Raw genomic sequence first — 23,662 nt, 5'->3', positions numbered from 1 at the left:
GGGCGCTCGGTCAACGGATGATGCCGCGCTGCGAAGCGTCGATAAAATCAGCCAGCGCCGTCACGGGCGCGTCGCCGTCGCCGCCTGCGGAAGCCAGTTCGCGCAATTGCACCTTCGCTTCTTCCAGCGTCGCGCCGCTCTTGTACAACACCCGGTACGCCGAACGCAGCGCCGAAATAGCCTCAGCCGAAAAGCCGCGCCGGCGCAGCCCTTCTACATTGATACCGTGCGGCTCAGCCTTGTTGCCTGCGGCGATCACGAACGGCGGAATGTCCTGCACGAGCGCAGACGCACCGCCCAGCATGGAATGCGCGCCGATGCGCACGAACTGATGCACGCCCGACATACCGCCGACAATGGCGTGATCGCCAATGATCACGTGCCCTGCCAGTTGCGCGTTGCTCGACATGACGATGTTGCTGCCAAGCTGGCAGTCATGGCCTACGTGCACGTACGCCATGATCCAGTTGTCGTCGCCGATGGTGGTCACGCCCGTGTCCTGCACCGTACCGGTATGAATGGTCGTGAATTCGCGAATGGTATTGCGGTCGCCAATCACGAGCCGGGTGGGCTCGTCCTTGTACTTCATGTCCTGCGGCCGGCCGCCGACGGATGCGTAGTGGCCGATGCGGTTGTCGCTGCCGAGGACCGTATGGCCTTCGATTACGCTGTGCGAGCCGACAGTCGTGCGCGCGCCAATCTGCACGTGCGGTCCGATGATCGCGTACGGGCCGACTTCGACGGATTCGTCGAGCTGCGCGCCCGGCTCGATAATCGCGGTAGGGTGAATCTTGCTCATGCGCCCTCGCTTGGTGTTCTGTTGCTGTCTGTTGCTGAGTTTGCCCTGCTCTGCCGCGCCGGCGCTTAAGGCACGGCTGGCGTCGCTGTCACTTCGTGTCGGCGGCCGTATTTTTCACGGTGCACATCAACTCGGCTTCGGCTGCCACCGCACCGTCCACTTCGGCGCGCGCGCTGAACTTCCAGATGCCGCGCATGTAGCGCTCGAAGTTCACATTCAGGATCAGCTGGTCGCCGGGCTCGACCACGCGCTTGAAGCGCGCCTTGTCGATGCCCACGAAGTAATACAGAGTCGTTTCCGGATCGTGTGGTTCCTTTTCCTCGGCGAACGTGAGCAGTGCGGCTGCCTGCGCAAGCGCTTCGAGAATCAGCACGCCGGGCATCACGGGCCGCGTCGGGAAGTGACCCTGAAAATACGGCTCGTTGATCGTCACGTTCTTCAGCGCTTTGATGCTCTGATGCGGCGTGAGTTCGAGTACACGGTCGACGAGCAGGATCGGATACCGATGCGGCAGCAACGTGAGAATCTTGTGGATGTCTAGATTGATTTTTTCGGTGCTCATAGTCGTTCTGCTCGCGCGCTTCACAGCGCGGGTGTTGACTGCGAAACCGCTCGTTAGCTCGCTAAAAGCCACGACCAACAAGCGATGTCGCGTGGGATGCCGGTTTTTACCGTCTTAATGCTTGCCTGAAGTGCTGTCCGGGGTGTTATCTACCTCAGTGCCCGCGGCTACGGCCGCTTCGAGCGTCTTGATGCGTTCGCGCAACTTGTCCAGATTACGCACAATGGCAGCGCTTTTGTTCCAGTCGGCGTGATTCACGGCGGGGAATGCACTCGTGTACATGCCCGGCTTCAACAGCGACTTCGACACGCCCGACTGTGCCGTGACAATCACGTAGTCCGCCAGCGTCACGTGGCCCGCAATGCCCACCGCACCGCCGATCATGCAGTGCCGCCCGATGTTCGTGCTGCCCGCAATGCCCGCGCAGCCTGCGATCACCGTGTAGGCGCCGATCCGACAGTTATGCCCGATCTGGACCTGATTATCGATCTTTACGCCTTCCTCGATCACCGTGTCGGCCATCGCGCCCCGGTCGATCGTCGTGTTCGCACCAATTTCCACGTCCTGCGCCACGACCACGGCGCCGACTTGCGGGATCTTGACCCAGTTGCCGGTGCGTGCGTCGCCGTCGCCGACGAAATCCGAAGCAAAGCCAAATCCGTCCGCGCCGATCACCGCGCCTGCATGCACAATCACGCGCGCGCCAAGCTTACAACCATGATAGACGGTGACGTGGGGATAAAGATGGACATCGTCAGCCAGCTTCACGCCCCGCCCGATCGTCACGCCCGCATCCAGCCTCACCCGCTCGCCGATCTCGGCGCCCGCTTCCACACTGACGTGCGGCCCGATTACCGCGGTGGCGGCCACCTTCGCGCCGGGATGGATAAACGCCGTGTGGTGCACGCCAGGTTCGACCGGCGGCGTCGCGAGGTCGATGAAAACCTGCGCCACGCGCGCAAAATAAGCGTAGGGGTTAGCCGTGACGATAAAGTTACGCCCTTCCGGCGTCGCCACTTTTTCCAGATCCGATGGCGAAATCAACACCGCGCCGGCCTGCGTGCTTTCCACTTGAGACAGATATTTCTGGTTCGCGAGAAAGGCGAGTTGCGTGGGGCCAGCTTTGTCGAGCGGCGCGAGGCCGTTCACCCGATGCGCCGCATCGCCTGCTATGTCTCCGCCGAAGCGCTGTGTCAGTTCACCAAGCGTGATCGCGCTGTCTGATGCCATCCGGTACCGCTCCCGATCAGTTCGAACTACTAGCTGGATTGATCGACAGGCTTGCCTGATTTGCGGCCAGCGCCTTCAGCACCTGATCGGTGATATCGATACGCGGACTGACGTATACCGCTTCCTGCACGATCAGGTCGTAATGCTGCGCCTCGGCAATCTGCTTGATGACCTTGTTAGCCTTGTCCAGCACCGCAGCGAGTTCCTCGTTACGGCGTTGGTTCAGATCTTCGCGAAATTCACGCTGTTTGCGCTGAAAGTCCTGGTCAAGCTGCGACAGATCGCGTTGCTTGGCCGCACGGTCGGCAGGCGCCATGGAGGCGCCGTTCTTGTCCATCGCGTCCGACATGGTCTTCAGGCGCGCTGCCATGTCCTGCAACGCCTTGTCCCGCTTCGAAAACTCTTGCTCGAGCTTCGTCTGCGCGGCCTTGGCCGCCGACGATTCACGCAAGATGCGATCGGAGTTGACGGCTGCAATCCGGGTCTCCTGCGCCTCTGCCTTGGCGGCACCCATCAGGCCGAGCGTCACCGACATAACAAGCGCCAACGCTACATGTTTCGAAAGCTTACCGGTTCGCAAAGTCTTCCTCACGTTACTTATTTACACCACTGACTTGTCTTGCTCAATCAAGTCACTGAATCAGGTCATTGCAACAGATCGCAGGTCAAGCCACTGTTTCACAGCGACTGCGTCAGGCGTCCCGGTTCCGCGACAAGAACGGAAACAGGGAACCCACACCACACATCCCGATCGGATTTAGAACGCCGTACCGATCTGGAACTGGAACTTCTGATACTGGTCGCCGGTATGCTTCGTCACCGGGAAACCCAGGCTCAACTTGAGCGGGCCGATCGGCGAGATCCACGCCAGACCAAAACCGTAACCATACCGCAAGCCGTTCGCGCCGGTGCTGGTGCCGCCCTGACCCGGATCGCCCCAGACGTTACCACCGTCAAGGAAGGTGAAGACGCGCAACGTGCGGTCATAGCCCGTACCCGGCAACGGGAACGTCAACTCGATGTTACCCACCGCCATGCGCGAACCCCCGATCGGGTCGCCCGTGGTCGTGTCACGCGGACCCAGCGAGCTCGGCTCATAACCGCGAACCGAGCCGATACCGCCAGCATAATAGTTCTTGAAAATCGGGTAGGTCTGGCCTTGCAGGCCCTTACCGTAGCCGCCCTGCAAATTCAGGCCGAGCACGAAACCGCGCGCGAACGAGTAGTAATACTGTGCCTGGGCGTCAACCTTGACGTACGTCGTGTTACCCGCCGGCGTACCGTATTCCGCGTTCGTCTGCGTGTAATAACCGCGGCTCGGGACCAAGGCGCTGTCACGATTATCACGCGACCAGCCAACCGTCACCGGCACGTTGTTCACTACGCGGCCGAATTCCTTCACGTAGTCGATATAGCTTTGCGGCGTAGCGGAATCGATATCGAGCGTGTTCTGCTCGAGGCCCGCGCCGAAGTACACCGTGTCCTGCTCCGAGAACGGAATGCCGAACTTCAGGTCACCACCAATGGTAACGATCTTGAAGCTGGAGTCCGTGGAGTAATAGAGCGGCTGATACGTGCGGTAGTACAGGTCGGTAATGCGCTTGATGCCGTCGATGGTGAAGTACGGATCGACCTGCGTCACCGTCAGCGTCCGATACGTCTTGGCCGTGTTGATGTTGACCGAGAGGCTCGTACCCGAGCCGAACACGTTGTCCTGCGACACGCCTGCTGACAAAACCACCTTGTCCGTCGACGAAAAACCCGCGCCGAGCGTAATCGCGCCGGTCGGCTTTTCCGCGACCTTCACGTCCACGTCCACCTGGTCGTTCGTGCCTTCGACCGGAACCGTGGTCACGTCGACGTCGGTAAAGTAACCGAGACGATTCACGCGATCCTTCGACAACGCCAGCCGGCTCGAATCGAACCACGAGCTTTCGAGCTGACGCATTTCCCGGCGCACCACTTCGTCACGTGTACGCGTATTGCCGACGATGTTCACGCGCCGCACGTACACACGGCGGCTCGGGTCCACATTCAGCGTCAGGTCGACGCTGTGATCGGCTTGATTGATCTGCGGCTGCGCGTTGACCTGCGCGAACGCGTAGCCATATTCGCCGAGCTTGTCGACGATGGCCTTCGTGGTCGCCTGCAGCTTTTCGGCCGAGAAACGGTCACCCGGTTTGATCTTGATAAGCTTGGTCAACTCGGCCTGACGGTCGAGCAGATTGCCCGAGAGCTTGATTGCGCTGATCTTGTACGGCTCGCCTTCGTGCAACGAGATCGTCAGGTACATGTCCTTCTTGTCGGGCGAGATGGACACCTGCGTCGAGTCGATGTTGAACTCGAGATAACCGCGATTCAGGTAGTACGAGCGCACATTTTCAAGGTCGCCGGTGAGCTTGTCTTTCGCGTACAGGTCGTTCTTCGTGTACCACGAGAACCAGTTCGGCGTGGACAACTGCATCTCGTCGCGCAGCGTGCTCGTGCTGACCACCTTGTTGCCGATGAAGTTGATCTGGCGAATCTTCGCGCTCGGACCTTCCGCCACCGAGAACAGGATCTGCACGCGGTTGCGGTCGACCGGCGTGACGGTAGTCGTGACTTCGGCCGCGTAGAAGCCGCGCGTCAGGTACTGGCGCTTGAGCTCCTGCTCGGCTTTGTCAACGAGCGCCTTGTCGTACGAGCGGCCCTGCGACAAGCCTACCGCGCGCAACGCCTTCGCCAGGTTGTCCTTTTCGAACTCGTGGATGCCCGAGAAGTCGATTTGCGAAATGGCCGGACGCTCCTGCACCTGCACGACCACCACGTTGCCCTGTGTGGCGATCTGGACGTCGTTGAAGAAGCCCGTTGCATAAAGCGCGCGAATTGCTTCGGAGGCTTTGTCGTCGGTGAACGTGTCGCCCTGCTTGATAGGCAAGTAGGCGAATACCGAACCGGGTTCAATGCGCTGGAGGCCGTCAATCCGGATGTCCTGCACGACAAACGGCGTTGTCGCGTGCGCCGCCATTCCGGTTGCGGCCAATGCTGCGGCCACAGCCGACTTAGGAACAAAGCGATGAGGTTTGAACAACGTGCTTCCCCAGTGTGTATAGCTGCATCAAGCCCGACGGCGTTCGTTCAAGCGCCGCCAGACAGGATGAAAAAGGATCAAGGTGAAACGGTCAGCCGGATCAAAAGCGGATCAGGCGCGCAAGGTCATTAAAGAGCGCGATCATCGACAAGGCGACGATGCAAACAAGACCCGCCCGCTGCAAAACCAGCTGCCAGCGATCTGACACGGCCTTGCCGGTTGCGGCTTCAACCAAATAATATAACAGATGCCCACCGTCAAGAACCGGAATCGGTAACAAGTTCAACACGCCGAGGCTGATACTCACGAGCGCGAGGAATGAAAGAAACGCCGACAAACCAAGCCGCGCGCTCTTGCCCGCGTAGTCGGCGATCGTCACCGGCCCCGAAAGATTTTTCAGCGACGCTTCGCCCGTGATCATCCGCCCGAACATGCGCAGCGAATAAATGCTGATGTCCCAGGTCCGCTTGACGCCCAGATGCAGGCTTTCGACCGGTCCGTAACGCACGTCCACCGATGGAATCCGGGTCGCGAGCGACGCGCCGATGCGCCCGACATCGCGATGCGTAGCAGCGTCTTGCTTGAGCTCCGGCACGATCTGCACTGCGCGCTGCGCGCCGTTGCGCTCGACGGTCAGCGAGACCGGCGTACCCGGACGATGCTGTACGTAATCGATAAAACCCATCGCGTTATCGATCTTTTTGCCGTCGATAGCACGCAGCACATCACCCGCCTGCAAGCCCGCGTTCGCCGCCGCGCTGCCCGCTTCCACACCGGCCACCGCCAGCGTGCCGCCACCCGGCTCGAAGCCGAGTTTATCCATGAAATCCTGATCGGCGTCCTGGTCGTCGATCTTGCCCACGCTCACCGGGAAATCGAACGTACCGTGGTTCGTGCTGGCGGTGAGCACCACGCGGCGATGATCGAATGATGCGTCGAGCAGTTTCCAGCGCAGGTCGGACCACGAGCGCACCCTATGCGTCTCGCCGCTCGCATCGCTGTCACCTTGCACATCGCGCATTGAAACGATCGTCTCGCCACCCTCGAAGCCCGCCTTCGCCGCAACGGTGTTGGGCGCAGGCGCCGAGAGAATCGCAGCCGGCTCGGAGACGCCGCCCGCGAACACGCCGGCGAACAGCAAGATGGCGAGAATGAAGTTCGCCACCGGACCGGCTATGACAATCGCGATCCGCTTGAGCACCGGCTGCCGGTTGAAGGCGCGCGGCAGATCGGCTTCGGGAATGCTCGCTTCCGCTTCGCGTTCGTCGAGCATCTTCACGTAGCCGCCCAGCGGCAGCGCGGCGATCGTCCACTCCGTGCCCGTGCGCTTGCTGACCCATTTCACAAGCGGCTTGCCGAACCCGACCGAAAATCGCAGGACCTTCACGCCGCACAACCGCGCGACGCTGTAATGGCCGAACTCGTGGACGACGACCAGCACGCCGATAGCCACCACAAATGCAACGATTTCGATCAGGAAGTTCATGGCGACCTCAGTGCAGGACGCGTTCGGCGTGCGGCGCGTCGGCTGTCAGCAAAGCAGCGAACTCGCCTGCCAGGCGACGCGCTTCGGCATCGGCGGCGAGCACTTCATCAAGCGTCGACGCGCTGCCGTTCGGCAACACGTTGAGCACGCGCTCGACCACTTCCCCGATCGCCATGAAGCCGATACGGCGAGCCAGGAACGCCTCGACCGCAACCTCGTTGGCCGCGTTGAGCGCCGCGCTTGCGGTGCCGCCGGCTTCCAGCGCCTTCAGCGCAAGCGCGAGGCAAGGGAAACGGTTCAGGTCAGGCTTCTCGAAGCTAAGCGTTGCAATTTGCGCGAGATCGAGTTGCGCGACTCCGGAATCCACGCGTTCCGGGAACGCCAGCGCATACGCGATCGGCGTGCGCATGTCGGGGTTGCCCAGTTGCGCGAGCACGGAACCGTCCGCGTATGAAACCAGCGAATGAATCACGCTTTGCGGATGAATCAGCACTTCGATGCGCGACCCCGGCACGTTGAAGAGCCAGTGCGCCTCGATCACTTCGAGGCCCTTGTTCATCATCGTGGCGGAATCGACGGAAATCTTGCGGCCCATTGCCCAGTTCGGATGCTTGCAGGCTTCGTCGGGCGTAACGTGGCGCAGTGTTGACGGCTCGCGGGTGCGGAACGGGCCGCCGGATGCCGTCAAAATGATCTTCGATACCCCGCCGTGCAGCGCCACTTCACGCGGCATGCACTGGAATACCGCGTTGTGCTCACTATCGACCGGTAGCAGCACCGCGTTGTTGTCATGCACCGCGTCGATGAAAATCTTGCCCGACATGACCAGCGCTTCCTTGTTGGCCAGCAGGATGCGTTTGCCCGCACGCGCAGCAGCCAGCGTCGGCGCCAGCCCCGCAGCACCGACAATAGCGGCCACGACCGTGTCGCAACTTGCGCTCTCGGAGACGTCCACGAGCGCTTGCGGGCCGTAGTCCACCTCGGTCTTGCAGCCCTGCGCACGCAGTGCGGCGGCGACCTTTGCAGCGGTATCGGCGTCACCGACCACCGCCACTTCCGGCTGGAACCGCACACATTGGTCGACGAGCTTGTCGCCGTTGCGATGGGCGGTCAGCGCGTAGACCTTGAAGCGATCCGGGTGCCGCGCCACGACGTCGAGCGTGCTCTCGCCGATCGAGCCCGTGGAGCCGAGCAGAGTCAGACGTTTTTGCATAAATCCTTCTTTAGCCGATTAGCCGATTGACTGGGCAACAGGACCGAGCAACAGGAGTGCGATCGGCAATACGGGCAACAATGCGTCGATCCGGTCGAGGACGCCACCGTGCCCGGGCAACAATCCGCTCGAATCCTTGACGCCGGCCTGGCGTTTCAGCAGAGACTCGAACAGGTCGCCAATTACGCTGAATACCGTCAGCACCGTCAAGGAGAGCAGCGCCCCGGCCCAGCCGAGATGCTGCACCAGCGCCGAAAAAAGTGTCGGCGCAAAAACCAGCGTGGCCGCCCCCGCCGAGCCGACGATCATTACCGCCAGCCAGCCGCCCAACGCACCTTCGCGGGTTTTGCCCGGACTGATGGACGGCGCGAGTTTATGACGACCAAACGCTTTTCCGGCGAAGTATGCGCCAATGTCAGCCAGCCATACGACTAGGAGAAGCGATAGCACGAACGCCACCCCGATCGTACGGGCCGCAACGAGTGCGTGCCAGCAGGCCACGAACGTCACAATGCCGGCGAACAGGAGGAACACGCGCCACGCGCCGTCGGCAAGAGCGGGCTTGCGGGCGAGCGCGAACGGGCCGGCCAGCACCCAGAATATGGCGGCCATCTGATACAGCGGTTTGTAACCTAGCCCGAGCCGCGTGCTGGCAATTAGCGCCATGCCGGCAATCACCGCGTACACCACGGGCGAGCTGCCGGTAAGCTTGAGCAGGCGCGCCCACTCCCAGGCAGCAAAAATGACTACAACGGCGATCAATGCCGCGAAAACGCCGACTGGTGCGAAAAACGTGATTGGCAGAAGCACTGCCAGCAGGACGATTGCCGTGATGACACGGGTCTTTAGCATGAAAGAGTGTCGGCCTTCTGCGCTTGCGGTTCAAGCTGCGCGCTGGTTCGCCCGAACCGGCGTTCACGCTCAGCGTACGATTCGATCGCGCGAGCCAATGCTTCGGCGTCGAAATCGGGCCAGTAGGTATCGGTGAAATAGAGTTCGGTGTACGCCATCTGCCACAGCAGGAAATTGCTGATGCGCTGCTCCCCGCCCGTGCGGATGAACAGGTCAGGTTCCGGCGCGTAGGCCATGGCGAGGTGCTGCTCGAACGCGGCTTCGTCGACGGGAACCACGCGGCCTTCCTTGACCGACTGCTCGGCCAGCTTTTTCGCCGCCTGCATGACGTCCCAGCGGCCGCCGTAATTCGCCGCAATGGTCAAGGTCAAGCGCGTATTGCGCGCCGTCTTGGTTTCGGCGCGCTGGATCAGCGCACGAATGCGATCGTCGAACATGGAGGTGTCGCCGACCACGCGCAAACGGATGCCGTTGGCGTGCAGCTTGCCGACTTCCCGCTCGAGCGCCGTGACGAACAGGCGCATGAGGAACGAGACTTCGTCGGTCGGACGACGCCAGTTTTCGGAACTGAAAGCGAACAGCGTCACGAATTCGACGCCCTGGCGCGCACAGCTTTCGACTGTAGCCCGCACGGCGTCGACGCCACGCGTGTGGCCGGCCACGCGCGGCAGGCGCCGTTGCGTCGCCCAACGGCCGTTGCCGTCCATGATGATCGCGATATGTCGCGGGACAGCCGCGACATCGGGTACGCGAACGGTAGAGCTGGTATAGGTCATGGCCGCTGAATCTAAGTATCGACAGAGTGACGCGCCGGCACGACGCAAGAGACCGGAAACGGCCTCAAACCGTCATGATTTCGGCTTCTTTCGACACAACCAGCTTGTCGATTTCCGCGACGTTTTTATCGGTGAGCTTCTGGACGTCATCGCTTGCACGACGTTCGTCGTCCTCGGAGATTTCCTTGTCCTTCACGAGCCGCTTCAGTTGCTCGTTGGCGTCACGACGCAGATTGCGCACGGCAATCTTGGCGTTTTCACCTTCGCTCTTGACGACCTTCACCAGCTCGCGGCGACGTTCTTCGGTCAGCGCGGGCATGGGGACGCGGATCTGGTCGCCCTGGTTGGAGGGGTTCAGGCCGAGATCAGAGTCACGGATCGCCTTTTCCACCACCGGAACCATCTTCTTTTCCCACGCCTGCACACCGATCGTACGGGCGTCGATCAGCGTCATGTTCGCCACTTGCGAAATGGGCACGCTCGAGCCGTAGTAATCGACCTGGATATGGTCCAGCAAGCCCGTGTGGGCGCGGCCCGTGCGGATCTTCGCAAGATCGTTCTTGAACGCTTCGATCGACTTTTGCATCTTCTGATCGACGCTCTTTCTAATGTCAGCCACACTCATTTGAGCCTCCGTACTTGTATTGCGTGCAGTGCTGGCGATGGCAGCGCAGTTCCCTCGGAGCGCGCCCGCCCTCGCCCTTTTGTCACCGCGAGAGTTTACACGTGGACGAGCGTACCTTCGTCATCGCCCTGAATGATGCGCTTGAGCGCGCCCGGCTTATTGATCGCAAACACACGAATAGGCAGCTTCTGGTCGCGGCACAGCGCAAACGCCGTCGCGTCCATCACCTGCAGATTCTTGCCGATCGCTTCGTCGAAACTGATCGTGCTGTAGCGCGTGGCGCTCGGGTCTTTCTTGGGATCGGCGGAATATACACCGTCCACTTTCGTTGCTTTCAGCACGACTTCCGCACCGATTTCCGCGCCGCGCAGCGCAGCGGCGGTATCGGTGGTGAAAAACGGGTTGCCCGTACCAGCCGCGAAAATGACCACCTTGCCTTCTTCGAGCTGGCGGATAGCGCGCGGGCGAATGTACGGCTCGACCACCTGGTCCATGCGCAGCGCGGATTGCACACGCGCCTCGATACCGGCGTGGCGCATGGCGTCCTGCAATGCGAGCGCGTTCATCATGGTGGCGAGCATGCCCATGTAGTCGGCCGTTGCACGGTCCATCCCGGCCGCACCGCCTGCCACGCCGCGAAAAATATTACCGCCGCCGATGACAACCGCGAGTTGCGTGCCCATGCGCACCACTTCCGCGACGTCTGCCACCATCCTTTCGATTGTCGCGCGATTGATGCCGAAGGCATCGTCGCCCATTAGAGCTTCGCCGGAGAGTTTGAGGAGTACGCGTTTGTAGGCTGTGGGCATATGAGGGTTCCGATCGCGCCGAGAGGGAGTGCAACAACGTAGAACTGTAGGGGTGAAACGATATTTCCGGCAAGCATCCCATATTGGACAAGCCGCGGCGGCGTGACGGATTAACCCCGGGCTTACCTGAATTAGCCCCGTTTTGCCCGTCCGGCGCGGTTTTGACCGCCATGAGGGCGCGAGACGGGCATTCCGCATTCGGGAACGCCGGGCTCGCATTGTGCTGCTTTCACTGCATTTTTGACTCGGCGGCCAGCGCGTTTGCATCGAGCGGCCCGCTTGAACGGACCGGCTGAAGCTGCGCGGCATTGCTAGGCCCGAACAGCCTGGCGCAGTCCTGACCGCCGTTTGAAGCTTTAGCCTTGCTTGGCGGCAGCAACTTGCGCGGCCACTTCGGCAGCGAAGTCGTCCGTACGCTTTTCGATGCCTTCGCCGACCACGAACAGCGCAAACTTCTGCACCGACGCGCTTGCTGCCTTCAACATCTGTTCGATCGTCTGCTTGTCGTTCTTAACGAACGTCTGGTTCAGCAACGAGACTTCCTTCAGGTACTTCTGGACGCTGCCGTCGACCATCTTCGCGACGATCTCAGCCGGCTTGCCCTATTCCGCGGCCTTTTGCTCGGCGATGCTGCGTTCCTTCGCGATCAGTTCCGCCGGAACGTCGTCCGACGACAGCGAAACCGGCTTCATTGCAGCAATGTGCATGGCAACGTCCTTGCCGACCTGCTCGTCCGCGCCCGTGAACTCAACCAGCACGCCGATGCGCGTACCGTGAAGATACGAAGCCAGCTTGTTAGCGGATTCAAAACGCACGAAACGGCGAATCGACACGTTTTCACCGATCTTGCCGACCAGCGCGAGACGCACGGCATCGACTGTCGAGCTTTCCAGCGGCAGCGCGCCGAGGGCAGCGACATCGGCCGGGTTGTTCTTCGCCACGATCTCGGCGACGGTTTTGCCGAATGCCAGGAAGTCGTCGTTCTTGCCGACGAAGTCGGTTTCGCAATTCAGTTCGACGAGCGAACCCACGCCGCCGTCGATGTGCGCCGTGATGATGCCTTCAGCCGTCACACGCGACGCTGCCTTGCTTGCCTTGTTGCCCAGCTTCACGCGCAGCAGCTCTTCAGCGCGCTCCATGTCGCCTTCGGCTTCGGTGAGCGCCTTCTTGCATTCCATCATGGGCGCGTCGGTCTTTGCGCGCAGTTCTGCCACCATGCTTGCGGTAATTGCCGCCATCATTTGCTCCTTGAGTCTGTGCCGTGCTCGCGCACGTATCGCACTATTGACACGCGCCGCCGGCGAGAAATGCCCGCGGCCAGAATGGGGGTGCTGCCTGATACTTCACTAATACTGCTCAGGTACTTCGCGACTGTTTCGCGTTCTGCTGCCCGCGAATAGTGCCGTTGTTACTTTACGTTGCAGTTGCGGCCGGTTAAAAAAAGGGGGCCTTTCGCAAAGCCCCCTTTCTTGCCGGATACATCACGTCGGCGTCGTATGCAGAGACTTACGCTTCTGCGTTGACTTCCACGAAGTCGTCGCCGTCACCACTGCGAACTGCCTGCACCACTTCGTTTACCGCGCTCGAACGGCCTTCCAGGATCGCGTCAGCCACGCCCTTCGTGTACAACATGACCGCCTTGCTGGCGTCGTCGTTACCCGGGATCACGTAGTCGATGCCTTCCGGCGAGTGGTTCGTATCAACCACGGCGATAACCGGAATGCCCAGCTTCTTGGCTTCGGTCACGGCAATCTTGTGATAACCGACGTCAACCACGAAAATTGCGTCAGGAATGCCGCCCATGTCCTTCACGCCGCCAATCGACTTCACCAGCTTGGCCATTTCGCGTTCGAACAGGAGCGCTTCCTTCTTGCTCATGCGTTCCGTTTCACCGGCTTCCAGCGCTGCTTCCATGTCCTTCAGGCGCTTGATCGATACTTTCAGCGTCTTGAAGTTGGTCAGCATGCCGCCGAGCCAGCGTGCGTTCACGAAAGGCATGCCAGCGCGTTGCGCTTCTTCTGCCACCGTGTCACGCGACTGACGCTTCGTGCCAACGAACAAAATCGTGCCGCGATTCGCTGCCAGTTGACGCACGTACTTCAGCGCGTCGTTGTACATCGGCAGCGTTTTTTCGAGGTTGATAATGTGAATCTTGTTGCGATGGCCGAAAATGAACGGGGCCATTTTCGGGTTCCAGAAGCGCGTTTGGTGACCAAAGTGGACACCGGCTTCCAGCATTTCACGCATTGTTACTGCCATGAGAGTTCTCCGCGAGGGTTAGGTCTTAAGCCGGCTGCCGCATCGGGCGCCCCGTGTTTCTCGATTTTTCGGGGCGCCGGACACCCTGGGTGCGCCGGCTTGCGATTCAAAGTCCGATCTTGCTTCGCTTCACGCCTTTGGCCTTTGCATTGGCTTTCCAAAAAAACACAGTGTTTTCAGAAAGGCCGCATTGAAAAGACGATTACAAAGTAGATGCAGACTTAGCCAGCGAGTATATCACGCACGAATGGCAGGACTCAAGACGTCCGATCACTCGGACAAGCGCCCGGGGACGGCTTTCCCAATTGCCCTGCCGCGCGTCGCGGTTGCCGCTGAGATCGGTAAATTTGGGCGCCGACTGCTCTAAAACCGCCTCTCCGGCCCGCGCCCGGGTGCGGCGAGCCCTGTAAGGTGCGATAATGGCCGATTGGCGCCAACAGCCGCTTACACGCTTTCTCGATACAAGTCATGTCCATTACGCTGAAAAACGACCACGATATTGCGCAAATGCGCGTCGCCTGCCGGCTTGCCAGCGAAGTGCTCGACTTCATCACGCCCCATATTGTTGCCGGCGTGACGACAGGTGAACTCGATCGCCTCTGCCACGAGTACATGCTGAAGGAACAAGGCACCGTGCCCGCGCCGCTGAATTACCAGCCGCCCGGCTACCCGCCGTATCCGAAAGCGACCTGTATCTCGGTCAACGATGTGATTTGCCACGGCATTCCCGGCGACAAGACACTGAAAAACGGCGACGCGCTGAATATTGACATCACCGTGATCAAGGAAGGCTATTTCGGCGATACCAGCCGGATGTTCCTGGTCGGCGAAGGATCGATCCTGGCGAAACGCCTCGTGCAAACCACGTTCGACTGCATGTGGCTCGGAATCGACCAGATCAAGCCGGGCGCGCATCTGGGCGATATCGGGCACGCCATCCAGAAATATGCTGAAGCGCAGGGCTACAGCGTGGTGCGCGAGTACTGCGGCCACGGCGTGGGCAAGGTGTTCCACGAAGATCCGCAAGTGCTGCACTACGGCCGCCCCGGCACGGGCATCGAGTTGCAGGCGGGCATGATCTTTACCGTCGAACCCATGATTAATGCTGGCCGCCGCGATATCCGCACCATGCCCGACCAATGGACCGTCAAGACGCGCGACCGCAGCCTGTCCGCGCAATGGGAACATACGGTGCTGGTTACGCCGACGGGTTACGACGTGCTGACCGTGTCGGCAGGTACGCAAGCACCTTCGCAATTGATCGCCGCGACGGCTTGACGCTGGTTGATTGAAAGCCGGGGGACGTTTTGTCCTTGATGGACCGGGTTCAAGCGCCTTGCGCCTTGGCTGAGTGATACACCCGCCGTGCCCTGCCGGTGCAAACCGACGTTGTACTGTGCTCTACCCTACTGTGCTTTACCCATCAGGCGCTTTCGCTTGTTAAGTTTTTGTCCGTGCATGGTGACAGATCGTTTAAACCAGTTATTTCGCCGGGTTTAAAGACAGCTTAAGCTGGCGGTACAGAGATCGTCATAGGGCGTGGATTGCATCAGCCGCATCCGCTCTCCGGCACCTCAAGCTCGCGGTCATGACTGCCCGGACGGCATCCTGAACTTTGTTTCAAGCACCTGCGTTGCACGCCGCCCGCCGCATGTGGCCCACGTCGGGGTACGCACCTGCCGCATCGCCGTGACCTGATTAAAACCCGGCGAACCGTCTGTTCGCTACGAGCAATTTTCACCCACTGACCTGACGACCCGCCTGCCCATGAGCGTACCTGCCGACGCCCCAACCCGCGCTGATTTGTTGAAAGCCTCTTACAAGACGGCCAAGGCGGCCCTGCTCGAGCGTTTCCAGAGCGCGACCAACGTCGATGGCCTGATGCACGCCCTCGCGCGCGCCACCGACGAAGCGCTGCGAGGCGCCTGGGAAGCCTGCGCGATGCCGAAATCGGCGGCGTTGATTGCAGTCGGCGGTTATGGGCGCGGCGAGCTTGCACCTTACTCGGACGTCGACATCCTCGTTCTCTTGCCCGATGAGGACACGCCTGATCACACCGCCTCGCTGGCCGCGCGGATCGAGCGGCTGATTGGCATGGCGTGGGACCTTGGCCTGGAAATCGGCAGCAGCGTGCGGTCGGTGACGCAGTGCATAGATGAAGCGAGCAACGACATCACCATCCAGACCTCGCTGCTGGAAGCGCGACGCATAGTGGGCGACGAAACGCTGTTCGAGACATTCGAGGGACGGTATCGGCAGACGCTTGATCCGCGTGCGTTCTTCCAGGCGAAAGTCCTGGAGATGCGCCAGCGGCACGCCAAGTACCAAGACACGCCGTACAGCCTCGAGCCCAATATCAAGGAAAGTCCCGGCGGCCTGCGCGACTTGCAGCTTATTTTATGGATTTCGCGCGCGGCCGGTTTCGGCAGCAGTTGGCGTGAACTGGATTCGCGCGACCTCATCACCGAACGCGAAGCCAGCGAACTGCGCCGCAACGAAGGTTTTCTGAAGACCCTGCGCGCGCGGCTGCATGTGATTGCCCGGCGGCGCCAGGACATCCTCGTCTTCGACTTGCAGACAGCACTGGCCGAAAGCCTCGGCTACAAGGCGACGTCGTCCAAGCGCGCGAGCGAACAGCTCATGCGCCGCTACTACTGGGCCGCCAAAGCCGTCACGCAGCTTGCCACCATCCTGATCCAGAACGTGGAAGCGCAACTGTTTCCATCGACGAGCGGCATCACGCGCGTGCTCAACGAGCGTTTCGTCGAGAAGCAGGGCATGCTGGAAATCGCCAGCGACGACGTTTTCGAACGCGAGCCCAATGCCATTCTCGAAGCGTTCCTGCTATACGAACAGACGCGCGGCGTGAAGGGGTTATCTGCCCGAACGCTGCGGGCGATCTATAACGCACGTGACCTGATGGGCCGCGACTGGCGGCGGGATGCCGAGAACCGGCGCCTGTTCATGGAGATACTGAAACAGCCCGAAGGCATCACGCATGCGCTGCGGCTGATGAACCAGACAAGCGTGCTCGGGCGCTACCTGCTCAACTTCCGGCGCATTGTCGGCCAGATGCAGCATGACCTGTATCACGTCTATACCGTCGATCAGCACATCCTGATGGTGTTGCGCAATCTGCGGCGCTTTGCGTTGGCCGAACACGCGCATGAATACCCGTTCTGCAGCCAGTTGATGGGCAATTTCGAGCGCCCGTGGGTGCTGTATATTGCGGCGCTTTTTCACGATATCGCCAAGGGCCGCGGCGGCGATCATTCCGTGCTCGGCATGGCGGATGCACGCCGTTTTTGCCGTGAACACGATGTTGGCGCGGACGACAGTGACCTGGTGGTGTGGCTCGTGGAACAGCATCTGACCATGAGTCAGGTCGCGCAGAAGCAGGACACGAGCGATCTGGAAGTCATCAAGCAATTTGCATCGATGGTCAAGACCGAGCGCCGGTTGACCGCTCTGTACCTGCTGACCGTCGCCGATATCCGCGGCACCAGTCCCAAGGTCTGGAACGCGTGGAAAGGCAAGCTGCTTGAGGATTTGTACCGCGCCACGCGCGCCGTGCTCGGCGGCGCCGAACTGCACGCGCACTCGGAACTCAAGTCGCGCCAGGAAGACGCGCTCGCGTTGTTGCGCCTTGAAACCGTGCCCGAAAACGCGGAAAAAGTGTTGTGGGATAAGCTCGACGTCGGCTATTTCCTGCGCCACGACGCCGCCGATATCGCCTGGCAAACTCGCGTGCTTTATAAACACGTTGAGAGCGAAAAACCAATCGTGCGTGCAAGGCCGTCGCCCATTGGCGCCGCGCTCCAGGTGCTGGTTTATGTGCAAGATCGGCCGGACCTGTTCGCCGGGATTTGTGCTTACTTCGACAAAAACGGGCTGTCCGTGCTCGATGCACGCGTCACGACCACCCGGCACGGCTACGCACTCGACAATTTTCTGGTCGCGCATCCCGACCATGACGGGCATTATCGCGACATTGCGAATCTCGTTGAACAGCAGTTGAGCATGTTGCTGACTGCCGAGGGCATCTTGCCGGAACCGTCGAAGGGACGGGTTTCACGGCTTGTGCGCACTTTTCCGATCACGCCGCGCGTGGATTTACGCCCCGACGAACGTGGTCAGTATTACATCCTGTCCGTATCGGCTAACGACCGGCAGGGCCTCCTTTATTCGATCGCGCGGGTTCTGGCCCAGCACCGGATCGGCGTCCATGCGGCGCGGATCAATACGCTTGGCGAACGCGTGGAAGACGTGTTCCTGCTCGACGGCAAAACCCTATCCGACAACCGGACACAGATCCAGGTCGAAACCGAACTGCTGCGCGCGATCGCAGCCTGAGAATATATGCGCGTCAAACTGACAGCGAAGCACCCGCGCCCGGCATCGCCGGCACGTTCACCCGTTCGTACCGGCAGCGCTGCCGGACGGAAAAAACCCCCTCGCGCTGAAATGGCGAGCGGCGATCGGCCAGTGCGTAGCGATAAACCGGCAGGTGCACGGCCTTCGGGTGCGGGTGAACGGAAGCCTTTCAAAGCGCGTAGTGATGACTCGCGTGGTGCGGGTGATCGTGGTCCGCGTCCGTCGTTTGGTGACCGTGGCGCTCCGCGTGTTGATCGGCCTTCCGGTGATGGCGAACGCCGTCCGTACGCGCCGCGTGGAGATGCGCCGCGTGGGCCGAGTGGTGATCGTGGGGCGCGGCCGTCGTTTGGCGATCGTGGTGCTCCGCGCGGTGATCGGCCTTCCGGCGATGGTGAACGCCGTCCATTCACGCTGCGTGGCGATGCTCCGCGTGGTCCGAGCGGTGATCGCGGGCCTCGGCCGTCGTTTGGCGACCGCGGTGCTCCGAGCGGTGATCGGCCTTCCGGCGACGGTGAACGTCGTCCGTACGCGCCTCGTGGCGATGCTCCGCGTGGTCCAAGTGGTGATCGCGGGCCGCGTCCGTCGTTCGGCGATCGTGGTGCTCCGCGCGGTGATCGGCCTTCCGGCGATGGTGAACGCCGTCCCTTCACGCCCCGTGGCGATGCGCCGCGTGGGCCGAGTGGTGATCGTGGACCGCGACCTTCGTTCGGAGATCGTGGTGCTCCGCGTGGCGATCGGCCTTCCGGCGATGGCGAACGTCGTCCATTCACGCCGCGTGGCGATGCGCCGCGTGGTCCGAGCAGCGACCGTGGCCCGCGTCCCTCGTTTGGCGATCGTGGCGCTCCGCGCGGTGATCGGCCTTCCGGCGATGGTGAACGCCGTCCGTACGCACCTCGTGGCGATGCTCCGCGCGGTCCGAGCAGCGATCGTGGTCCGCGTCCGTCCTTTGGCGATCGTGGCGCTCCACGTGGTGACCGCCCTTCCGGCGACAGTGAACGCCGTCCTTTCACGCCCCGTGGCGACGCGCCGCGTGGTCCGAGCAGCGATCGCGGTCCCCGCCCATCCTTTGGTGATCGCGGTCCGCGTCCCTCCTTCGGCGACCGCAGCGCCCCACGTGGCGACCGCCCCTCGGGCGACGCCGAACGCCGTCCGTTCAAGCCTCGCGATGATTCGCGTGGCCCGGGCAGCGATCGAACGCCCCGCCCGGCGTTCAATGACCGCGGCGACCGTAACGGCGCCCCGCGCGAGCGCAACCACGCGCACGATGGCAGCCCGCGTCCGGCGCCCACCGACCGCCAACGGCCCTCGGGCGACAGCCCTTACGTAGCCCGCGACACCTCCGGACGCTTCGGCGACGAGCGCAAACCCGCCGCGCGCAAACCGGTATCGAAGCCGTCAAAACCGCGCGACGCCGACGCCCCGCCCTCACCCGCCCGCATCGCGCGCGAAAATGAAGAAGGACTCGTGCGCTTGTCGAAGGTGATGTCGGAGCTCGGCCTGTGCTCACGCCGTGAAGCCGATGAATGGATCGAAAAGGGCTGGGTGCTTGTCGACGGCGAAGTCATCGATACGCTCGGCACCAAGATTCGTCCCGACCAGAACGTTGAAATTGCACCTGCCGCGCACGCAGCCCAGATGCAGCAGGTGACCATCCTGATCCACAAACCGGTCGGCTACGTGTCCGGTCAGGCGGAAGACGGGTATCAGCCGGCTGTCACGCTGGTCAATCCGTCCAATCATTGGGCCGATGACCAGTCCGGCATCCGTTTCACGCCGCTGCATCTGCGCACGCTTGCACCGGCAGGCCGTCTGGATATCGATTCGACCGGCCTGCTCGTCCTGACTCAGGACGGCCGGGTGGCGAAGCAACTGATCGGCGGCCATTCGGACGTCGATAAGGAATATCTCGTGCGCGTGAAATTCGGCGAGCATGAAGTCGATATCGAACCGCACTTCCCGCCCGAAAGCCTCGCGTTGCTGCGTCACGGGCTCTCGCTCGACGACGTGCCGCTCAAAGCAGCGCAGGTCAGCTGGCAAAATGGTGAACAGTTGCGCTTTGTGTTGCGTGAAGGCAAAAAGCGCCAGATTCGCCGGATGTGCGAGCTGGTTGGGCTGGAAGTGGTCGGCCTGAAGCGGATCCGGATGGGCCGCGTGACGCTCGGCGCCTTGCCGCCGGGTCAGTGGCGTTATCTGGGAGCGGACGAAGCGTTCTAAAGCAGCTTCGCTCAGGGCTTTCCGCGCGCTTTAAATCGTCGCGGAAAGACGAAGAAATTGTTACCAATCGATGCGAACGGCACCCGCCGAACGCATCGATTTTTTTTTGGCCAACTTTTTGGCTAAAGAAAATATGACGCATGACCGTTAGTCAGGTACACGCGCAATTTACCGCTTCGAGTCGCGTGTACTTAGGCGTTGAGCTACTGGAGAATTGCCATGTCCGTCGAAATCATTGTTCGCGAAACCAAGACCGGCCTCGAAATCGTCAGCGGCCGGCGTCGACTCGACGCGCTGCTCGCCGTGCGCGATGAAGTCGTCGTGACGAGCCCGGGCGTGGGTGAAGTTGTGATCGCGCGATTGCCGGACGGGCGCTTGCAGGCATCGGCGAATCCGGAGCACATCGCATTGTTTCGCCAACCGGAAATGGCGTCGGGACCCAAGAAAAGCTTCGCCTGACATGAAGCCGCCGGGTTTCGGCGGTTTTTGATTCGTGATGCGTGATGTTGATCCAGCGAAACGGCAGGATCCTGTCCGGCACGGCTGAACGCGTCGCCGATTTATCATGCGATGCGACAAAAGCTGCATCTCATCTCATGAAACGCCAAACAAAAGGGCCGCGATTCTTCGCGGCCCTTATTCCTTTCAGCGGCTAAACACCGCCTGTCAAACCGTCCGTTCGCCCCCCATCAATCAATCATCAGTTTTCGGATCAAGCCCCGGAAACAGGATCTCAGTGAAGCCGAATTTCGAGAAGTCCGTAACCCGCATGGGATAAAGCTTGCCGATCAGGTGATCGCATTCGTGCTGCACGACACGAGCATGAAATCCCTCCGCGAGCCGTTCGATAGGTGAGCCGTACTGATCGAACCCCTGATAGCGGATCATGGTGTATCGCTGCACGGCGCCACGCAAACCCGGCACCGACAAACACCCTTCCCAGCCTTCTTCCATGTCGTGCGAAACCGGCGTGATGATCGGGTTGATCAGCACCGTTTCCGGCACCGGTTCGGCCTCCGGATAACGTTCGTTGTGCGCGAAACCGAAAATCACGACCTGCGCATCCACGCCGATCTGCGGCGCGGCCAGCCCTGCGCCGTTGGCGTGGCGCATGGTGTCGAACATGTCTTCAACGAGAGCATGCAACTCGGGCGTATCGAAGTGATCGACCGACTCAGCGATACGCAACAAACGCGGATCGCCCATCTTGAGGATTTCGCGAATCATGGTGTTTCTCCCTCCAAAAGCTTGCGCATACCCTCTTCGTCGAGTACCGGGACGCCGAGTTCCTCAGCCTTAACGAGCTTGCTGCCCGCCTCCGCCCCCGCCACCACGTAATCCGTCTTCTTCGACACCGATCCAGCCACTTTCGCGCCCGCCGCCTCCAGCATCTCCTTCGCGTCTTCGCGGGACAACGTGGGCAGCGTGCCGGTGAGCACAACCGTCTTGCCGGCGAGCACGCCCTGCGGCGCCTTCGGCGCGGGCGGCCCTTCGGGCCACGTCACCTTGCCCGGCGCGCGCAACTGCTCGATCACCGTCTGGTTATGCGCTTCGCTGAAAAAATTGTGCAGCGACTCGGCCACGACCGGGCCCACATCGTTCACTTCCAGCAATTCCTCGACGCTCGCCGCCATGATCGGATCGAGCGAACCGAAATGCTTGGCCAGGTCTTTCGCCGTCGATTCCCCGACATGACGAATACCGAGCGCGTACAGGAAACGCGGCAACGTGGTTTGCTTCGCCTTTTCGAGAGAATCGTACAGGTTCTGGGCGGATTTATCGGCGAAACGGTCCAGCGCTGCGAGCGTTGCCACACCAAGATTGAATAGATCCGCAGGCGTGCGCACGATGTTCTGCTCAACCAGCTGGTCGATGATCTTCTCACCCAACCCGTCGATATCCAGCGCGCGCCGTTGTGCGAAATGCCACAGCGCCTGCTTGCGTTGCGCGGGACAGATCAGGCCACCGGTGCAGCGCGCAATGGCTTCGTCAGGAAGCCTTTCGATTTTCGATCCGCAGACCGGGCACTCGGTCGGCATCACGAACTCGCGGGCGTCGTCTGGACGGCGGTCGAGGATCGCGCCGACCACTTCGGGAATGACGTCGCCGGCACGCCGCACGATCACCGTGTCGCCGATACGAATGTCCTTGCGCCGCACTTCGTCTTCGTTATGCAGCGTTGCATTCGTGACCGTCGCGCCGCCGACAAACACAGGCGTCAGACGCGCGACCGGCGTGATGGCGCCTGTACGGCCGACCTGGACGTCGATAGCCAGCAACTGCGTGAGCGCTTCCTGCGCGGGAAACTTGTGCGCGAGCGCGAAGCGCGGTGCACGCGAGACGAAACCCAGCTTGTCCTGCTCGTCGCGCTGGTTGACCTTGTAGACCACGCCGTCGATGTCATACGGCAAACCATCGCGCGTCTCGCCTGTCTTGCGGAAGAACTCAAGCAGGCCTTCAGCGCCTTGCACCACGCCGCGCTCCGAGTTGACCGGCAGGCCCATTTCCTTGTACCAGTCGAGCAGCGCCGAGTGCGACGGCGGCATGTCCACGCCTTCCAGCATCCCAATGCCATAAGCGAAAAACGACAACTGGCGCTGCGCGGTCATCTTGGGATCGAGTTGCCGCAAACCGCCCGCCGCCGCATTACGCGGATTCGCGAACTCGCGTTGTTCAGCCTCGCGTTGGCGCGCATTGATCTTCTCGAAATCGCGTTTGAACATGAGCACTTCGCCGCGCACATCGAGCCGCTTCGGCAAGTTTTTGCCCTTGAGTTTCAGGGGGATCGACCGGATGGTGCGGACATTCTCCGTGACCTCTTCGCCCGTCGCACCGTCACCGCGCGTCGCTGCCTGAACAAAGATGCCGTCGTCATAACGCAGGGAGATGGCCAGGCCGTCGAATTTCAGTTCGCACGCGTATTCCACGGGCGCGTGACCGAGCGCGTCGGCGACGCGTTTATCGAACGCGATGATGTCTTCGTCGGCGAAACCGTTGTTCAGCGAGAGCATGGGCACGTCGTGCATGACCGGCTGAAAACCCGTTGCAACCTGACCGCCGACGCGTTGCGTAGGCGAGTCCGGCGTGATCAAGTCGGGCTGATCGGTCTCGATCTGCTGCAGCTCCTTGAACAGGACGTCGTATTCGGCGTCGGGCAGATCCGGCTGATCGAGAACGTAATACGCGTAGTTGGCGCGCTCGAGTTCCGTGCGCAGCCAGACGGCACGTTCAGCCGGCCGCTCTTTGCTCGCGACAGGCGCGCCGTGCGCAGCGGAAGTGGCGGAGGCGGCGGAATCAGCTTGGGCAGCAGCTTTCGGTTTGGCAGACATGCGGCGAGACAGGCTAGATAGTTAGAAGAAACCGACCTGTTGATTGTCTCAGAGATCGGCTGAT

General features: G+C 61.3%; 19 protein-coding genes and 1 pseudogene. 5 read left to right on the top strand and 15 right to left on the bottom strand.

Annotation, left to right across the window (positions count from 1 at the left end):
* Positions 1–10: 10 nt before the first annotated feature.
* The 13 genes and pseudogenes from lpxA to rpsB form a co-directional block, all read right to left on the bottom strand.
* Positions 11–799 carry an acyl-ACP--UDP-N-acetylglucosamine O-acyltransferase gene (gene lpxA, locus FH08_RS0141585; protein WP_031364019.1) on the bottom strand — a complete coding sequence of 263 codons (789 nt, stop codon included), beginning with the start codon at positions 797–799 and terminating at the stop codon, positions 11–13.
* An 88-nt stretch (positions 800–887) separates the two neighbouring features.
* On the bottom strand, positions 888–1,361 hold the full coding sequence (gene fabZ, locus FH08_RS0141580; protein ID WP_031364018.1) for a 3-hydroxyacyl-ACP dehydratase FabZ: 474 nt from the start codon (positions 1,359–1,361) through the stop codon (positions 888–890).
* 114 nt (positions 1,362–1,475) lie between these two features.
* Positions 1,476–2,591 carry a UDP-3-O-(3-hydroxymyristoyl)glucosamine N-acyltransferase gene (gene lpxD, locus FH08_RS0141575; protein ID WP_031364017.1) on the bottom strand — a complete coding sequence of 372 codons (1,116 nt, stop codon included), beginning with the start codon at positions 2,589–2,591 and terminating at the stop codon, positions 1,476–1,478.
* 16 nt (positions 2,592–2,607) lie between these two features.
* The gene (locus FH08_RS0141570) at positions 2,608–3,126 is read right to left on the bottom strand and encodes an OmpH family outer membrane protein (protein ID WP_031364016.1); all 519 of its coding nucleotides are present in this window, start codon (positions 3,124–3,126) and stop codon (positions 2,608–2,610) included.
* A gap of 222 nt (positions 3,127–3,348) precedes the next feature.
* On the bottom strand, positions 3,349–5,661 hold the full coding sequence (bamA, locus tag FH08_RS0141565; RefSeq protein WP_031364015.1) for an outer membrane protein assembly factor BamA: 2,313 nt from the start codon (positions 5,659–5,661) through the stop codon (positions 3,349–3,351).
* A 100-nt stretch (positions 5,662–5,761) separates the two neighbouring features.
* The gene (gene rseP / locus FH08_RS0141560) at positions 5,762–7,147 is read right to left on the bottom strand and encodes an RIP metalloprotease RseP (RefSeq protein WP_031364014.1); all 1,386 of its coding nucleotides are present in this window, start codon (positions 7,145–7,147) and stop codon (positions 5,762–5,764) included.
* A 7-nt stretch (positions 7,148–7,154) separates the two neighbouring features.
* Positions 7,155–8,360 (bottom strand): 1-deoxy-D-xylulose-5-phosphate reductoisomerase, encoded by a 1,206-nt coding sequence (locus FH08_RS0141555; RefSeq protein ID WP_031364013.1) that lies wholly within the window; start codon positions 8,358–8,360, stop codon positions 7,155–7,157.
* A gap of 18 nt (positions 8,361–8,378) precedes the next feature.
* On the bottom strand, positions 8,379–9,212 hold the full coding sequence (locus FH08_RS0141550; protein WP_031364012.1) for a phosphatidate cytidylyltransferase: 834 nt from the start codon (positions 9,210–9,212) through the stop codon (positions 8,379–8,381).
* A complete protein-coding gene (uppS, locus tag FH08_RS0141545; protein WP_031364011.1) occupies positions 9,206–9,988 on the bottom strand; it encodes a polyprenyl diphosphate synthase in 783 nt (260 codons plus the stop codon). Before uppS ends, FH08_RS0141550 begins: the two co-directional genes overlap by 7 nt.
* Positions 9,989–10,052: 64 nt before the next feature.
* Positions 10,053–10,613 (bottom strand): ribosome recycling factor, encoded by a 561-nt coding sequence (frr, locus tag FH08_RS0141540; protein WP_031364010.1) that lies wholly within the window; start codon positions 10,611–10,613, stop codon positions 10,053–10,055.
* A 95-nt stretch (positions 10,614–10,708) separates the two neighbouring features.
* Entirely contained in the window at positions 10,709–11,422 is a 714-nt protein-coding gene (pyrH, locus tag FH08_RS0141535; RefSeq protein ID WP_031364009.1) for a UMP kinase, read from the bottom strand.
* A gap of 356 nt (positions 11,423–11,778) precedes the next feature.
* A pseudogene (gene tsf / locus FH08_RS49000) lies at positions 11,779–12,660 on the bottom strand (translation elongation factor Ts).
* A gap of 268 nt (positions 12,661–12,928) precedes the next feature.
* Positions 12,929–13,681: a 30S ribosomal protein S2 gene (gene rpsB / locus FH08_RS0141525; RefSeq protein WP_031364008.1), complete on the bottom strand. Its 753-nt coding sequence runs from the start codon at positions 13,679–13,681 to the stop codon at positions 12,929–12,931.
* Positions 13,682–14,149: 468 nt separating this feature from the next.
* On the opposite strand from rpsB, the gene map reads away from it, so the two are divergent.
* The 5 genes from map (at position 14,150) to FH08_RS0141495 (ending at position 20,728) form a co-directional block, all read left to right on the top strand.
* Positions 14,150–14,959, top strand: a complete 810-nt coding sequence (gene map / locus FH08_RS0141520) for a type I methionyl aminopeptidase (RefSeq protein WP_031364007.1) — start codon at positions 14,150–14,152, stop codon at positions 14,957–14,959.
* 489 nt (positions 14,960–15,448) lie between these two features.
* Positions 15,449–18,034, top strand: coding sequence for a [protein-PII] uridylyltransferase (locus FH08_RS0141515; RefSeq protein WP_031364006.1), 2,586 nt, complete (start codon positions 15,449–15,451; stop codon positions 18,032–18,034).
* Between the two features lie 205 nt (positions 18,035–18,239).
* Positions 18,240–19,382: a hypothetical protein gene (locus FH08_RS54250; RefSeq protein ID WP_031364005.1), complete on the top strand. Its 1,143-nt coding sequence runs from the start codon at positions 18,240–18,242 to the stop codon at positions 19,380–19,382.
* Between the two features lie 137 nt (positions 19,383–19,519).
* Positions 19,520–20,269 (top strand): pseudouridine synthase, encoded by a 750-nt coding sequence (locus tag FH08_RS54245; RefSeq protein WP_326929008.1) that lies wholly within the window; start codon positions 19,520–19,522, stop codon positions 20,267–20,269.
* A 219-nt stretch (positions 20,270–20,488) separates the two neighbouring features.
* Entirely contained in the window at positions 20,489–20,728 is a 240-nt protein-coding gene (locus tag FH08_RS0141495; protein WP_031364003.1) for a hypothetical protein, read from the top strand.
* Positions 20,729–20,962: 234 nt separating this feature from the next.
* Here FH08_RS0141495 and def read toward each other — a convergent pair whose 3' ends face one another.
* Both def and ligA read right to left on the bottom strand, forming a co-directional pair.
* Positions 20,963–21,496, bottom strand: coding sequence for a peptide deformylase (gene def, locus FH08_RS0141490; RefSeq protein WP_031364002.1), 534 nt, complete (start codon positions 21,494–21,496; stop codon positions 20,963–20,965).
* Entirely contained in the window at positions 21,493–23,598 is a 2,106-nt protein-coding gene (gene ligA, locus FH08_RS0141485; RefSeq protein ID WP_031364001.1) for an NAD-dependent DNA ligase LigA, read from the bottom strand. The genes def and ligA overlap by 4 nt, the downstream gene beginning before the upstream one ends.
* Between the last annotated feature and the right edge of the window lie 64 nt (positions 23,599–23,662).

The sequence above is a fragment of the Caballeronia sordidicola genome, from assembly GCF_000729995.1.
GTDB classification, from domain to species: Bacteria; Pseudomonadota; Gammaproteobacteria; order Burkholderiales; family Burkholderiaceae; genus Caballeronia; species Caballeronia sordidicola_A.
This window is presented reverse-complemented; position numbering and strand designations above follow the sequence as displayed.